General features: G+C 38.7%; 13 protein-coding genes. 12 read left to right on the top strand and 1 reads right to left on the bottom strand.

The window, feature by feature from the left end; all coding sequences use genetic code 11:
• Positions 1–140 precede the first annotated feature (140 nt).
• The 10 genes from dxs to ACKVEV_RS07950 all read left to right on the top strand — a co-directional run bounded on the left by dxs (position 141) and on the right by ACKVEV_RS07950 (position 11,172).
• Positions 141–2,042: a 1-deoxy-D-xylulose-5-phosphate synthase gene (gene dxs, locus ACKVEV_RS07995; protein ID WP_409369871.1), complete on the top strand. Its 1,902-nt coding sequence runs from the start codon at positions 141–143 to the stop codon at positions 2,040–2,042.
• Entirely contained in the window at positions 2,042–2,860 is an 819-nt protein-coding gene (locus tag ACKVEV_RS07990; protein WP_409369870.1) for a TlyA family RNA methyltransferase, read from the top strand. The genes dxs and ACKVEV_RS07990 overlap by 1 nt, the downstream gene beginning before the upstream one ends.
• A gap of 101 nt (positions 2,861–2,961) precedes the next feature.
• Entirely contained in the window at positions 2,962–3,411 is a 450-nt protein-coding gene (gene ahrC / locus ACKVEV_RS07985; RefSeq protein ID WP_402921652.1) for a transcriptional regulator AhrC/ArgR, read from the top strand.
• Positions 3,412–3,562: 151 nt separating this feature from the next.
• The gene (recN, locus tag ACKVEV_RS07980; RefSeq protein ID WP_409369869.1) at positions 3,563–5,254 is read left to right on the top strand and encodes a DNA repair protein RecN; all 1,692 of its coding nucleotides are present in this window, start codon (positions 3,563–3,565) and stop codon (positions 5,252–5,254) included.
• Positions 5,255–5,380: 126 nt separating this feature from the next.
• Positions 5,381–6,328, top strand: coding sequence for a SpoIVB peptidase S55 domain-containing protein (locus ACKVEV_RS07975; RefSeq protein ID WP_409369868.1), 948 nt, complete (start codon positions 5,381–5,383; stop codon positions 6,326–6,328).
• Between the two features lie 354 nt (positions 6,329–6,682).
• Positions 6,683–7,474 (top strand): sporulation transcription factor Spo0A, encoded by a 792-nt coding sequence (spo0A, locus tag ACKVEV_RS07970; protein WP_409369867.1) that lies wholly within the window; start codon positions 6,683–6,685, stop codon positions 7,472–7,474.
• Between the two features lie 219 nt (positions 7,475–7,693).
• Positions 7,694–8,071, top strand: a complete 378-nt coding sequence (locus tag ACKVEV_RS07965; RefSeq protein ID WP_409369866.1) for a PH domain-containing protein — start codon at positions 7,694–7,696, stop codon at positions 8,069–8,071.
• Positions 8,072–8,261: 190 nt separating this feature from the next.
• On the top strand, positions 8,262–8,462 hold the full coding sequence (locus tag ACKVEV_RS07960; protein ID WP_409369865.1) for a hypothetical protein: 201 nt from the start codon (positions 8,262–8,264) through the stop codon (positions 8,460–8,462).
• Positions 8,463–8,873: 411 nt separating this feature from the next.
• Positions 8,874–10,445 (top strand): DUF342 domain-containing protein, encoded by a 1,572-nt coding sequence (locus ACKVEV_RS07955; protein ID WP_409369864.1) that lies wholly within the window; start codon positions 8,874–8,876, stop codon positions 10,443–10,445.
• A complete protein-coding gene (locus ACKVEV_RS07950) occupies positions 10,438–11,172 on the top strand; it encodes a glycerophosphodiester phosphodiesterase (protein WP_409369863.1) in 735 nt (244 codons plus the stop codon). Before ACKVEV_RS07955 ends, ACKVEV_RS07950 begins: the two co-directional genes overlap by 8 nt.
• Before the next feature lie 55 nt (positions 11,173–11,227).
• On the opposite strand, the gene ACKVEV_RS07945 is transcribed toward ACKVEV_RS07950, so the two are convergent.
• Positions 11,228–11,464: a DUF2627 domain-containing protein gene (locus tag ACKVEV_RS07945; protein ID WP_409369862.1), complete on the bottom strand. Its 237-nt coding sequence runs from the start codon at positions 11,462–11,464 to the stop codon at positions 11,228–11,230.
• 305 nt (positions 11,465–11,769) lie between these two features.
• Here ACKVEV_RS07945 and ACKVEV_RS07940 point away from each other — a divergent pair, with 305 nt between their 5' ends.
• Positions 11,770–12,864, top strand: a complete 1,095-nt coding sequence (locus ACKVEV_RS07940) for a Leu/Phe/Val dehydrogenase (protein ID WP_409369861.1) — start codon at positions 11,770–11,772, stop codon at positions 12,862–12,864.
• Between the two features lie 265 nt (positions 12,865–13,129).
• The gene (gene lpdA, locus ACKVEV_RS07935) at positions 13,130–14,557 is read left to right on the top strand and encodes a dihydrolipoyl dehydrogenase (RefSeq protein ID WP_409369860.1); all 1,428 of its coding nucleotides are present in this window, start codon (positions 13,130–13,132) and stop codon (positions 14,555–14,557) included.
• Positions 14,558–14,693 lie beyond the last annotated feature (136 nt).

Here is a 14,693-nt window from a genome sequence, read left to right as displayed (position 1 = left end):
AAGAATATGCTAGAATAGGTGGGGACGTTTGCCAATAGGCAAACAATAAAGTGTTCGTACTTTTAGCATATGGATAACACTGTTATAATGGTGGAAACACGATTGCGGTGAATAATTTATTGAAAAGGTGTGTGAGAAAGGTGGATTTAAACAACATTTCTAGTCCATCCTTTTTAAAAAACTTAACGAAGAGAGAGCTTGAACAACTTGCGAAAGAGATACGTGCTTTCTTAATCGAAAAATGTTCTGTCACAGGTGGTCATATCGGACCGAACCTAGGCGTTGTGGAGCTTACAATTATGCTTCATAAAATGTTCGACAGTCCAAAAGATAAGTTTTTATGGGATGTTGGCCACCAAGCTTACGTGCATAAAATTTTGACAGGTCGTGCGAGTCAATTTGACACATTACGTCAGTTCAAAGGGCTTTGTGGATTTCCAAAGCTTGTGGAGAGTGAACATGATGAATGGGAAACAGGTCATAGCTCGACTTCGTTGTCAGCAGCCATGGGTATGGCAGCAGCACGTGATATTAAAAATGAAAAAAACTTCGTCGTACCGATTATTGGGGACGGTGCTTTAACAGGCGGTATGGCGCTTGAGGCGTTAAATCATATTGGACATGCAAAAACCAACATGATTGTCATTTTAAATGATAATGAAATGTCCATTGCGCCGAATGTTGGTGCATTACACAGCATATTAGGTCGCTTGCGAACTGCCAAAGAATATTCTAAAGCAAAAGAAGAACTGGAATCGTTAATTACAAAAATTCCTGTGTTAGGTGGAAAGCTTGCTTCAACTGCCGAACGATTAAAGGACAGCTTGAAATATTTAGTCGTTTCTGGTGTCTTTTTTGAAGAATTAGGCTTTAAATATTTAGGCCCAATTGATGGTCATGACTTTGAAGCGCTTGAAACGACATTATCGTATGCTAAAAAAGTAAAAGGTCCAGTGCTTGTTCATGTCATTACGAAAAAAGGTAAAGGCTATAAACCAGCTGAAGACGATACAATCGGCAATTGGCACGGAACAGGTCCATATAAAATGGAGACGGGTGCATTTGTCAAATCAGAGACAAAAGGTCCTGCTTGGAGTAGCTTAGTTGCTGAAACTGTGCGCAAACTAGCGCATGAAGATGAACGCATTGTGACGATTACACCAGCAATGCCTGTTGGTTCAAAATTGCAAGGCATTCAAAAAGATTTTCCTAAGCGCTTTTTTGATGTGGGTATAGCCGAACAACATGCTGCCACAATGGCTGCGGGTCTTGCTACTCAAAAAATGAAGCCGTTTTTAGCTATCTACTCAACGTTTTTACAGCGAGCATATGACCAAGTGCTGCATGATATCGCACGCCCTAATTTAAATGTCTTTATCGGAATCGACCGTGCAGGCTTAGTCGGTGCAGATGGGGAAACACACCAAGGTGTCTTTGATATTGCATTCCTTCGCCATATGCCAAATATGACGATTATGATGCCAAAAGATGAAAATGAAGGCCAACATATGGTGAAAACAGCAATCGATTATAATGGTGGACCAATCGCACTACGTTATCCACGTGGCAATGGTATTGGTGTGCCGATGGATGATGAGCCGATGAGCTTACCAATTGGAAGCTGGGAAGTGTTACGTGAGGGGAAAGATGCGTCCATTTTAACATTTGGTACGACCATTCCGATGGCGATGGAAGCGGCTCATATGTTAGCCCAACAAGGTATTGAAATCGAAGTAGTGAATGCGCGATTTATCAAGCCGATGGATGAGGATATGTTGCATCGTATCTTTACAAGTAATAAACCGGTGTTAACAATTGAAGAAGCAGTATTACAAGGAGGCTTTGGCAGCGGCGTATTAGAATTCGCACATGACCATAGCTATTTAAATGCTATTATTGATCGCATGGGCATTCCTGATCAATTCATTGAACATGGAAACGTTGACCAACTGCTCGCGGAAATTCATATGACAGCAGAAGATACAGTAGCACGCATGCAAGTGTTACTACAACAAAAACAGCAAGTAGGTTTAAATAAATAATGACAAAACAACCGAAAGAACGTGTAGACATTTTACTTGTGGAACGTGGTTTATGTGAAACGCGCGAGAAGGCCAAGCGCTCCATTATGGCAGGTCTCGTGTTTTCCAACGAAATACGTATCGACAAGGCGGGAGAAAAAATTGCCATCGATGCACCACTTCAAGTAAAAGGTTCTGATTTAAAATATGTAAGCCGTGGTGGCTTAAAGTTAGAAAAAGCTTTGCAAATTTTTGATATGTCTGTAGAGGGGAAGCTGATGCTTGACATCGGCTCTTCTACAGGAGGATTTACAGATTGTGCCTTACAAAATGGTGCTAGACATTGTTATGCGCTAGATGTAGGTTCGAACCAACTAGCATGGAAAATTCGTTCGGATGAACGCGTAACCGTTATGGAAAAAACGAATTTCCGCTATACAACTGCAGCTGATTTAACAGAAGGTTTACCGGAGTTTGCTACAATCGATGTTAGCTTTATTTCATTATCATTGATTTTACCTGTGCTAAAAACGGTTTTAATGCCTGGTGGCGATGTGATGGCGCTTGTTAAGCCACAGTTTGAAGCTGGGAAAGAAAATGTTGGTAAAAAGGGCATCGTCCGTGATAAAAAAGTACATCTCGATGTTTTAGAAAAAACAGCTGCAATGGCAACAGAAGTTGGCTTTGTCGTAAAAGATGCTTCTTATTCACCGATTACAGGTGGAGAAGGGAATATTGAATTTTTATTCCATTTAGTGAATCCTATTGCTGATGAAGTGATTAAGCCATATACAGCTTTTAATGCACTCGTCGAAGAAGCGCATAGTGCACTAAAATAACACGTGCTCATTAAGTAGAGCCGTGTTTTTTCTTGTGCTTTTATGCCGAAGATGGTAGTGTAATTATACAAATATTTAACTATTTATAAGAGGTGAACACTTTGAATAAAGGACAAAGACATATACGTATTCGTGATATTATTGCAAATCATGAAATTGAAACGCAAGATGATTTAGTCGATTTTTTAAAAGATGCAGGCTATAATGTGACACAAGCAACAGTGTCACGAGATATTAAGGAATTACATTTAGTAAAAGTACCATTACAGGATGGACGCTATAAATATAGCTTACCCGCAGACCAACGATTCAATCCTGTACAAAAATTACATCGTGCATTAGCAGATGCCTTTGTCAGCATTGATGGTGCTTCACATTTTTTAGTGATGAAAGCACTTCCAGGTAATGCTAATGCAATTGCTTCTTTACTGGATCATTTAGATTGGCCAGAAATTTTAGGTACTATTTCTGGGGATGACACTATTTTAATTATATGTCGCGATGAAAATGAGCGAGAAAATACAAAAAATCGCTTATTGGGCATGCTATAAACGTGAAACTGTCATCGATATTTTCCACATGTTGAAAATAATCGATTACGAGCTGTTGCTAAATACTCCCTTGATTAAAGTGAAGCGGGTTTTTTGCTTCAGCTAGTACAGATGACAATAGCAGTTGATTTTAATTCAGAGGTGACATTTTGTGTTAAGAGAGCTTAGTATTCGAAATTTTGCTATCATTGAGGATTTAACGGTTAGTTTTTCAGATGGTTTAACTGTGTTAACAGGTGAAACGGGTGCCGGAAAATCTATTATTATTGATGCGGTGCATTTGCTTGCTGGTGGTAGAGGCAATTCAGAATTTATTCGTCATGGCGCTAAAAAAGCCGAATTAGGTGGGCTATTCCATATTTCAAGTGCAACACATCCAGTCTATAAAAAACTGGAAGAGGCAGGCATTGAAATAGAAGAGGATTCCATTATTTTGCGCCGTGATTTAAATGATACAGGCAAAAGTGTTTGTCGGGTAAACGGCAAATTAGTACCATTATCCGTTTTACGTGATATTGGGGCAAGCTTGATTGATATTCATGGTCAACATGAAAACCAGGAACTTATGGACGAAAAGCAGCACATTAATTTACTCGACCATTTTGCCGAAGAGCAACTCGCACCGATCCTTGAAAAATACAGTACACAATACAATGAATATCGGGCATTAAAAAAAGAATTAGCGTCCATTTCAATCGATGAGCAGTTAATGGCACAGCGAATAGATTTGTACCAATTTCAAATGAAAGAGCTTGAAGATGCAAATTTAAAGCTAGGTGAAGAAGATGAGCTTGTAGATGAACGTCGCCGTTTAATGAATTTCAATAAAATTTTTGAACGTTCAAGTGCCGCTTATGAAGCCATCCAAGGTGAAACAAAAGGTCTTGATTGGATTGGTACGGCCATGGGCGCATTAGATGATGCTGCGATGATCGACGAACAGTTTAAAGAGGCTTCGGAGTCTGTAACAACAGCTTTTTATGCGTTACAGGATGCGGCGTACCAAGTGAAAAATGTTTTAGATGAGCTTGAATTCGATCCTGCACGGTTAAATGAAGTGGAACAACGACTTGCGCTATTCCAAAATTTAAAACGCAAATACGGCTCCACTGTGGAAGACATAATTGCCTATTATGAGAAAATCAAAACAGAGCTGAACGAGCTGTTAAACCGCGATGAAATTTTACAAGTAAAAGAACGAAAAGTGCTTGAAATGGAAGTCGTCTTAAATGGGCTTGCAGAAGAATTATCCGCAGTTCGCAAAGAAGCGGCAAATCAATTAAGTGAAGCCATTATGGCAGAGCTACGTGAATTACATATGGAAAAAGCAAAATTTATCGTAAATTTTGATGCTTTACCTTATTTTGATATCAATGGTAAAGACCAAGTGATCTTTTATATTTCAACGAATGTTGGTGAACCACCAAAGTCTCTACCAAAAATTGCTTCTGGAGGAGAATTATCGCGTATGATGCTAGCGTTAAAAACGATTTTCTCTTCTTCAAATGGTGTGACGTCCATTATTTTTGATGAAGTGGATACAGGTGTCAGTGGACGTGTCGCACAAGCAATTGCTGAAAAAATTGCTGCCATTTCTGTTAATTCTCAAGTTTTGTGTATTTCACATTTGCCGCAAGTCGCAGCAATGGCCGATCATCATTATTTTATTAAAAAAGAAGTGGAACATGATCGTACATTTACATCATTAGCTGAAATTGATACGCGTGCTCGTATTGAAGAAGTAAGTAGAATGATGTCAGGTGCAGAAATTACCGATTTAACGTTACAGCATGCAACAGAATTATTAAAAATGGCGAATGAAAGAAAAAAACAAATGCGTTAACTTGTTAGGAAATCCAGAGACAGTCAACTGTTTCTGGGTTTTTTTCATTTTGCACAAATATTTACCGCTTATAAGAACCGTACAACAACACATAGTAAAAAGACAAAAATCAAAAGGAGGTGTCGTATGAATCGTCATTGGCGTCAATTTGTCATTTTGCCTATGCTCATCGTTTTGTTATGTTTACCCATTCAGGCATTTGCGGCCAAAAAATTAATACCGATGGGCGAAGCAATTGGAATTCAGCTTCAATTATCACATGTATTTGTTGCTCATGATGTGTTATTAGCTTCCAATCAATGGATGAAAGGAGGCGCGGTTATTGAAAAAATCAATGACACAACGGTAAAGACGCTTGCTGAGGCCAAACAAGCAATTGCTAAACAGGGGCAACAAAAATGGACGATAAAAAGTGAAGGAAAAGAAGTCACAGTGGATTTACAAGAGCAAGAAGCAGAACATGTCATCTCTTTTTTAAAGGATGAAACAGATGGAGTAGGGACATTGACATACATTGATCCAGAGACATTAAATTACGGAGCATTAGGACATCAAATCGTCGATTCAACGCTTCAAGAAGCACCTGTCTTCCGAGCAGGCTCCATTTTCTTAGCATCCATTCAACAGATCCGTAAAAGCCTTCCTGGACAACCTGGCTATAAAATATCCTCCATTGAAAAACATCAGGAACGACTAGGTAGTATTGATAAAAATACAGTTTACGGAATTTTTGGCCGATGGGAAGATAGTTATCAACAAAGATTGCCCAAAGCCATCGAAATTATGCATGCAAAAGATATAAAATTGGGGAAAGCTGAAATTTATACAGCGATAGAAGGCAGTAAAGTCGAAACATTTTCTATTGAAATCATTAAAGTCGAAAATGAACGGCTTGAATTTATCGTCTCTGACGAAAAGCTCATTGAAAAAACAGGGGGAATTTTACAAGGAATGAGTGGTAGTCCAATCATTCAAAATGGTCGTTTCGTTGGGGCCGTCACCCATATGTTTGTAGAAGAACCGAAAAAAGGTGCGGCAATTACCGTGGCGGAAATGTTAAAAAAATCTTCTTAAAAAAATGGGGCTGCCTTTGGTAGCTCCTTTTTTCATGAAAAAACTAGGATAAACAAGCTCATTCCCTAAGTATTACAGCGATAAAACAAAACACTTTAGCGATACTTAAAAAAAAGTGTAGTTTTATCTCAGTTTTTTCACTAAAATAAGGGGTATGAGCATTCGACAATTTGCAAGTACCTATCGTAACTTGTCGATAAAAATAGAAAGTATCGGACTACATACTCATTTTTGGAAATAGAAAAGGTTTTTAAGCAAAAATGTCGAAAATTCCACAGTGTGCCAAAATAGACATTAGGGGTAAAAGGTTTGTGCTTTGAACAGTCAAAGCAAAGTCCAGAAGGAGGAATTGAAATGACAAAGGTAAAAGTGGCGATAGCAGATGATAATCGAGAATTATTAAAAACAATGGAGCATTATTTTCAAGGGCATCCCGAAATTGAAATAATAGCGACGGCGTCAAACGGGAAAGTATGTCTTCAAATGCTTGAAGAATATTCTCCTGATATTTTATTACTGGATATTATTATGCCTCATCTAGATGGGTTAGCTGTTTTAGAGGCAATGTATCAAAATGATCGTATGTCTTCGGTGCAAGTCATTATGCTAACGGCATTTGGTCAAGAAGATGTTATGAAACAAGCGGTGGATTTAGGGGCATCCTACTTTATGTTAAAGCCATTTGAATTCGATCAGCTCGTTCAAAAAATATTGCATTGTGCTGGCCAAAAGGCAGCAATACCGAAAAAGTCAAGTGTATTACAGCCAACAACTCCTCAAAAATTAAATCAACATCAGCTTGATAGCACGATTACAGCAATTATTAAAGAAATCGGCGTGCCTGCCCATATTAAAGGTTACTCCTATTTACGAGAAGCGATTCAAATGGTGTTTGAAGATATCGAGTTATTAGGTTCTGTGACGAAAATTCTTTATCCAGAAATTGCAAAAAAATTCAACACAACACCTTCACGTGTAGAACGTGCCATTCGTCATGCCATTGAAGTCGCATGGAATCGTGGCAATTACGAGTCCATTTCGTCGATGTTTGGCTATACAGTGCACCACTTAAAGTCGAAACCAACAAATAGCGAATTTATCGCCATGATTGCGGACAAAATTCGTATTGATATGATGGCGAGCTAACAGTTTTAAGCACATTATTAATGGGGAATGACAATCCTCCCTTAAATATAGATAGCGCATAGAGTGCGAATATAACGCCTTTTTAGACAGTTTGCGTCAGCTGTTTGAGGGGGCGTATTTTTTGTCTAAGTGATTGATCTCTTAATGCTTTAGTCTGTAATATTGTAGTAAAATGTAATATATACTATATAAAGGTTGAACAATCGGAGGGGAACATCAATGGGACTATTTGATGGATTAATGGGCAATGCAAGTGAAGTCAATCTAGATAAATTACAGGAAGAAATGCAAGAGATTTTAATACCGCATGAAACGATTCAAAGTGCGTATAAAATTATTAGAGATACCTTTATTTTTACGAATAAGCGACTGATCTTAATTGATAAACAAGGGGTAACGGGGAAGAAAACGGAATATCATTCGATTCCCTATAAGAATATTCTTCATTTTGCCGTGGAAACGGCGGGCACATTTGATTATGATGCCGAACTGAAAATTTGGGTTTCAGGTAGCCCAATGCCGATTCAAAAGAACTTTAATAAATCGACGAACATTTATAAAGTACAAAGTGTATTAGCAGAATATGTACTAGGCTAGTATGTAGGATGAACGGTTAACAGGTATCTAACTGTTAATCGTTTTTATTTTTGTAGAAGTTCCTGTCAGGGCGCAAATGCCTGCTTAATCAAATGCACATCGGAGTCGGTGGGCACAGGTTTCTTCTTAAAAAATGGTCGCAATGACTTAGAGGCATAATGGATGGTATATTATCAAACGAGGTGACAAAATGAAAAGTGTAAATTTTCAACTGGACCATTATAATTCGTTAGAAATAACGCAAGTGGATGATCGGTTATTTGAGGTGCGCCTTGAACTGAATGGCCGCATTCATGTTTTTTATATGACGCGTGAACAACTAGGGGCAGATCAACGTATTGAAGCCATTCATGCTAAGTTACTGAACGACTATATTCCCAGCTTTGATTGACTGTATAGTAGCCGTGTGTAACTTCTCATTATTAAGAAGGAATCGCGCTTCCTGCAAGTCAAATCGTGACACGTCTCTTTACGATGCTAAAGAGACGTTTTTTAGTAGACAAGACCTAAGATGAACATGTTGATCAGTAGATGGAGCTTTTTCATTGTTGTGTTGAGGTATTGCGTATGACCCAAACATTTATTGTTGAGTTATCGTTTAAAGACATTTGCACTTTTGCAACAAAGGAAAACATGATTTTTTATAGTATATATCGTCTATTTTTCAGAAGAAAATTGTTTAGGTTGTATGTAGGACTTACTGAGAAAGTATGGGTATTTTCTTTATGAGTAGTGACAATTGTCTCTAAACAAATGTAAATAGATTGTATATACTTACATATAGAGGGAAGGAGGAGGTAGCGTGATTCTAGTTCGAAATGATAACTTCGAAATATCAGAAGAAAACGGAAAGGTATTTATGCTTACATATAGTGCAGGTTTTCCATTAAGAGAATTTGATGGTGTCTTGAGAAGTCATCCACGATTAAAGTTATCTAATTTTTCTATTTTAAAAACTGTACTAGCGACAGAAAGCACGAGTCCTGTAGAAATTGGACGTTGGCTTCCAAATGTTGAAGCTGAAATTGCACGTGATAAAATGTCTGCCTCTATATTTATATATGAAACGCCTGATTATATTGAAAAGAATAAAGAAAAATTAACACAACAAATTTTAGAAACGTTAGCAAACCAAGGCATTATCTATGGTATTTTAGATTTCGATATTTCAAAAATTGAGCCAGGGAAAGCATTTTTAATTGCACAAGGAACGCCGCCAGTGGCAGGAGAAGACGCTCAAATTACATACTTACCAAAACCAGAAAGAAAGCCAGTTATTCGTGAAGATGGTAAAGCTGATTATTATGACATGAATTTTATTTCAGAAATTTCGGAAGGTTCCTGGCTTGGGGAAAAAATTCCTGCGACGATGGGCAAGCCTGGTCAAAATGTACTCGGTGAAATGATTGCGGCAGCACCAGGTCGTGATTACCCTATTCGATACGATAAAAAGTCTGCATATGAAGTAGAAGAGGATGGTAAATTGGTCATCCGTTCGAAAATAGCGGGTGTGTTAGATGATGTTAAAGGAGCCATTGGCGTTAATCGCCATTTACCAATACATGGTGATGTAGGCGTTGAAACAGGTAATTTAGAGTTTAATGGTTCATTAAGTATTAAAGGAACTGTGACAACAGGTTATACCGTTATTGCGACCGGCGATATTTCGATTGAAGGTGCAGAAGGTGTTAGTGGCGCTAAATTAATCAAATCAATCGAAGGGGATGTGTACATTCGCGGCGGAATTTTCGGCTTAGGCTCAACGCTAGTAGAAGCGGGCGGTAATATTTTTGTTAAGCATGTGAATGAAGCAAATTTAGTAGCGGATGACAGTATTCATATCGGCTTTTATTCGTTAGGGTCTCAACTTACGGCACATTCAATTTATGTTGATGAGCGAAGAGGGAAAATTATCGGAGGGCGCGCAGTAGCGAAAAATACAATTGTTACGGCAATTTCCGGCAACCGCCTCGAACGTAGAACGGATTTAATTATTGAAAGCGTCAACAAGCAGGAGAGTTATGCGATCATGCAAGATAAAGCAACACAGCTGAAGCAACTGCAATCAGAAATTTCAGAACATGAAACGAAGATTACGAGTTTATTACCTCTTCTTAAGCAAATGTCTACTCAGCAAATTGCGGCATTTGAGGAAACGAAACAAAACTTGTCAAAATTAAAAGCAGAAGCGTCTACAATGGATCGTGAGATTAAAATCATGATGGATGATATGCGCCACGCTGGAAAAGAAGAAATTATCGTGACCAAGGAAGCTTATCCAGGTACGTATATTCAAATTGGCAAAAAATCATCGTTACTAAGTAATATGACGAATGGTAAATTCATGCTTGAATTTGGTGAGCTAAATGTCTAATGCATCATTTATCCCTGTGTTTGCGCATCGAGGGGCATCAGCTTATGCCCTTGAAAATAGTTTGAAAGCGTTTGAGAAAGCATTAGAACTAGGGGCGGATGGGATTGAATTAGATATTCAGCTTTCAAAAGAAGGCACGCCTGTTGTCTATCATGATCCGCAGTTATCAAGATTAGTAGGCAGCAATAAGCTGGTAAATGAATGTACGATAGCAGAACTAGAAAATTTTAAATTAGGGAAGCCGTGGAGAAGACTTTTTTCATCTTATAGAATACCAACATTTCACGCTGTTTTAGCATGGGCCAATCGTCATCAACTACCTCTAAATATCGAATTGAAATCGACCATCCTAGACAATAAGGATGCGTTGATTGACATGCTTCATGGACTTATTTTACCTAAAGGTAGCCATTTTTCATCATTTCATTATGAACTGTTAGAGGCTGTAAAACGTTATGCACCGCAATATGAAACAGCGCTTATCGCCACCAAAAAATTGAAATGGGATTTGCTTTGTGATTATAAGGCGATAGATAGTGTTCATATGCATAAACGATATTATAAACCTCGTTATTTAGAGGCGTGTGTAGCGAGTGCTAAAACATGTCGTTTTTATGCGGTTGATGGCAATGAAAAGTTTTTGACGAATCCACATCCATCAGTCATTGGATGGATTACAGATTTTCCTGATAAGGTACTCACTGTCCAGCAACGACCATTACGATAGAAAAATAGCTATCCAGTAAGTCAAAACGAGATGTGACTTGTATGGATAGCTATTTTTATTTTTTTTGGAAGCGCGGAGCCACTTTTCCGTTTTTTCGATCGCGGTGTAATAAAAAGCCTGCGAAAAAGCCGAAGCCAGCAACAAAGAAAATGATGCCAACAACAAATTGTAGCCATAAAAATGGGAAAGGTGAGATGAGCTTACCGAATAGTGTGTCACGCATAAATTTAATGCCACCTGCGGCCATAAGACCAGGAATAAGCATTACAATAAACGCTGCAAATCGAGCCATGCATGTCCCTCCTCATACCTAACTATAATTGTACCTGTGGATAACGGAATGTCAAGAAAGCCCTTAATTGTTAGCAATCTAGAAAGATAAAATAAGATAAACAAAATACTATTCTGTAACTGAATGTTTAGAAAATTCTTACTTAATAGGAAAAGTGTAATAATAGTTGCGAAATTGTGAATTTGTCAGTATTGTAAAATTAAATGGAGTGATATTATCCATTGTAAAACAGTTTTATTATTACTTTATTTTAATTGGGATGGGCATTAGGGGTTGCACTTTCCAAAGCAAAGGGGCGAGTTTTCATGGAAATCTTCAAGTATATGGAAAAGTATGATTATGAACAATTGGTATTTTGCCAAGACGAAGCATCTGGGTTAAAAGCGATTATCGCTATCCATGACACAACACTTGGGCCAGCATTAGGTGGCGCTCGTATGTGGACCTACGCGTCAGAAGAAAATGCGATAGAGGATGCATTGCGATTAGCACGTGGGATGACATATAAAAACGCAGCTGCTGGTTTAAACCTTGGCGGTGGAAAAACGGTCATTATTGGTGACCCATTTAAAGATAAAAATGAAGAAATGTTCCGTGCTTTAGGACGTTTCATTCAAGGGCTGAACGGTCGCTATATTACAGCTGAGGATGTTGGTACATCTGTAACCGATATGGATTTAATCCATGAGGAAACAAATTATGTAACTGGTATTTCACCAGCATTTGGTTCATCGGGGAATCCTTCACCAGTAACGGCTTATGGCGTTTATCGTGGCATGAAAGCAGCGGCAAAAGAAGCGTTCGGTACAGATTCACTGGAAGGTCGTACAATTTCGGTGCAAGGATTAGGAAATGTTGCTTACAAACTTTGCGAGTATTTACATAATGAAGGTGCAAAACTTGTAGTGACAGATATTAATCAAGCAGCAATTGATCGTGTTGTGAATGATTTTGGCGCTAAAGCAGTAGCTCCGGAGGAAATCTACGCACAAGATGTTGATATCTTCTCACCTTGTGCATTAGGTGCGATCATCAATGACGAAACGATTCCACAATTAAAAGCAAAAGTTATTGCTGGTTCTGCTAATAACCAACTACAAGATTCAAAACATGGCGATTATATCCATGAGCTGGGCATTGTCTATGCACCTGATTATGTGATTAACTCTGGTGGCGTTATTAATGTCGCAGATGAATTATACGGCTATAATCGTGAGCGTGCAATGAAACGCGTAGATGGTATTTATGATAGCATTGAAAAAATCTTTGAAATTTCAAAACGTGATGGCATTCCAACTTATGTTGCAGCGAATCGTTTAGCTGAAGAACGAATTGCACGTGTAGCTAAATCACGTAGCCAGTTTTTAAAAAATGAAAAAAATATTTTGAACGGTCGTTAATATCGTCAATTCAATCAAGAGAAGTCGCATTGTCGACTTCTTCTCTTTCATATAGAATAATAAAATCTAGACTTAAACAGTAGTCAAGAAAATATAGCGCAAAATAACTTCAAGTGAACGTGAGCAGGAGTACTTTAAGATTTCATTGTCAGTAAGGATGAAATAATAAGCCTGTAGCGATACAACGATTTCCTCGATGGGTGGCACAGCCACACGTGTTGGGAAAGAGGGGCTTTCGCGCTTTTCTCATAAGGAGGAATAACATATGGCTCAAAATTATGACGTTGTAATATTAGGTGGCGGGACAGGTGGCTACGTCGCAGCAATTCGTGCAGCGCAACTAGGCTTGAAAACAGCGATTGTGGAGCGTGAACGACTTGGTGGTACTTGTCTACATAAAGGCTGTATTCCTAGTAAGGCGTTACTACGAAGTGCAGAAGTATATCGTATGGCCAATAAAACCGCGAGCGAATTTGGTGTAGATATTGCAGGGGTGACTTTGCAGTTCGATAAAGTGCAAGCGCGTAAACAAGCCATTGTAGAGCAATTAAGCCAAGGTGTGAATACACTGATGAAAAAAGGGAAAATTGATGTTTATGAAGGAACAGGGCGAATTTTAGGTCCATCTATTTTCTCACCAATGCCAGGTACAATCTCGGTTGAAATGCGAAATGGTACAGAAAATGAAATGCTTGTTCCGACGAATGTTGTCATTGCAACAGGATCAAAGCCTAGAGGCATGGCAGGATTACCGGTTGACGGGCAATATGTGATGAACTCAGACCATGCATTGCAGATGGAACAATTGCCAACGTCTTTACTGATTGTTGGGGGCGGTGTGATTGGTATTGAGTGGGCATCGATGCTTTGTGATTTTGGCGTATCTGTAACGGTAATTGAATACGGTTCATCCATTTTACCAGCAGAGGATGCAGATGTCGTAAAAGAGGTAACAAAGCAGCTTGAAAATCGTGGCGTGCGCATCGTAACCAATGCAAGGTTAGATGTAAATAGCTACAAAACAGAAAATGATAACGTTTACATTTCTGCGAAGGTGGATGACAAAGAAGAGCACTTTGAGGCAGAGAAATTATTGCTTTGTGTTGGACGTGAAGCAAATATCCATGGAATTGGCTTAGAAAATACTGAGATTGAAATTGCCAATGGCTTTATCCAAGTAAGTGATTCTTATCAAACGAAAGAATCGCATATGTATGCGATCGGCGATGTTATTGGTGGCTTGCAGTTAGCGCATGTTGCTTCACATGAAGGGTTATCAGCCATTGAGCATATTGCAACAGGAAAAATAGCGCCGCTAGATCCTTTAATGGTTCCGAAATGCGTCTATTCCTTCCCTGAAGTGGCGAGTATCGGTTTAACGGAAAGTGCTGCCCGTGAGCAAGGATTTGCATTGAAAATTGGTAAGTTTCCGTTTAAAGCAATCGGCAAAGCACTTGTTAATGGCGATTCGGACGGCTTTGTAAAAATAATTGCAGATGAAGAAACGAACGATATTTTAGGTATTCATATGGTAGGACCGCATGTGACCGATTTAATAGGAGAAGCATCATTAGCGAAATTATTAGATGCGACACCTTGGGAGATTAGTCAGGCCATCCATCCACACCCATCACTTAATGAAGTGTTAGTCGAATCTGCACTAGCTGTAGATAAACGGGCTATCCATTTTTAAAGCTTCGAGCGGTTCTCACTACTATCATTAGTGGGAGAAGCGTGGAAACTATACACTAGCATTCATAAAGGGTATAATCATAGGCTGAATCAAGTACTAAGCTTGAGAGATGTAAGAGCGCTAAGGCGTAAAATAC

The sequence above is a fragment of the Lysinibacillus sp. 38-6 genome, assembly GCF_046245175.1.
Lineage (GTDB): Bacteria > Bacillota > Bacilli > Bacillales_A > Planococcaceae > Lysinibacillus.
The sequence above is the reverse complement of the archived record's forward strand: the minus strand, read 5'-3'. Positions and strand labels throughout refer to the sequence as shown.

Bases quoted from the DNA above. Each gene is read 5' to 3' on its own strand.
- lpdA (WP_409369860.1), top strand. From the start codon at position 13,130: ATGGCTCAAAATTATGACGTTGTAATATTAGGTGGCGGGACAGGTGGC.
- ACKVEV_RS07960 (WP_409369865.1), top strand. From the start codon at position 8,262: ATGAAAAGTGTAAATTTTCAACTGGACCATTATAATTCGTTAGAAATA.
- ACKVEV_RS07945 (WP_409369862.1), bottom strand. From the start codon at position 11,464: ATGGCTCGATTTGCAGCGTTTATTGTAATGCTTATTCCTGGTCTTATG.
- spo0A (WP_409369867.1), top strand. From the start codon at position 6,683: ATGACAAAGGTAAAAGTGGCGATAGCAGATGATAATCGAGAATTATTA.
- ACKVEV_RS07940 (WP_409369861.1), top strand. From the start codon at position 11,770: ATGGAAATCTTCAAGTATATGGAAAAGTATGATTATGAACAATTGGTA.
- ACKVEV_RS07975 (WP_409369868.1), top strand. From the start codon at position 5,381: ATGAATCGTCATTGGCGTCAATTTGTCATTTTGCCTATGCTCATCGTT.
- ACKVEV_RS07950 (WP_409369863.1), top strand. From the start codon at position 10,438: ATGTCTAATGCATCATTTATCCCTGTGTTTGCGCATCGAGGGGCATCA.
- ACKVEV_RS07990 (WP_409369870.1), top strand. From the start codon at position 2,042: ATGACAAAACAACCGAAAGAACGTGTAGACATTTTACTTGTGGAACGT.
- ACKVEV_RS07965 (WP_409369866.1), top strand. From the start codon at position 7,694: ATGGGACTATTTGATGGATTAATGGGCAATGCAAGTGAAGTCAATCTA.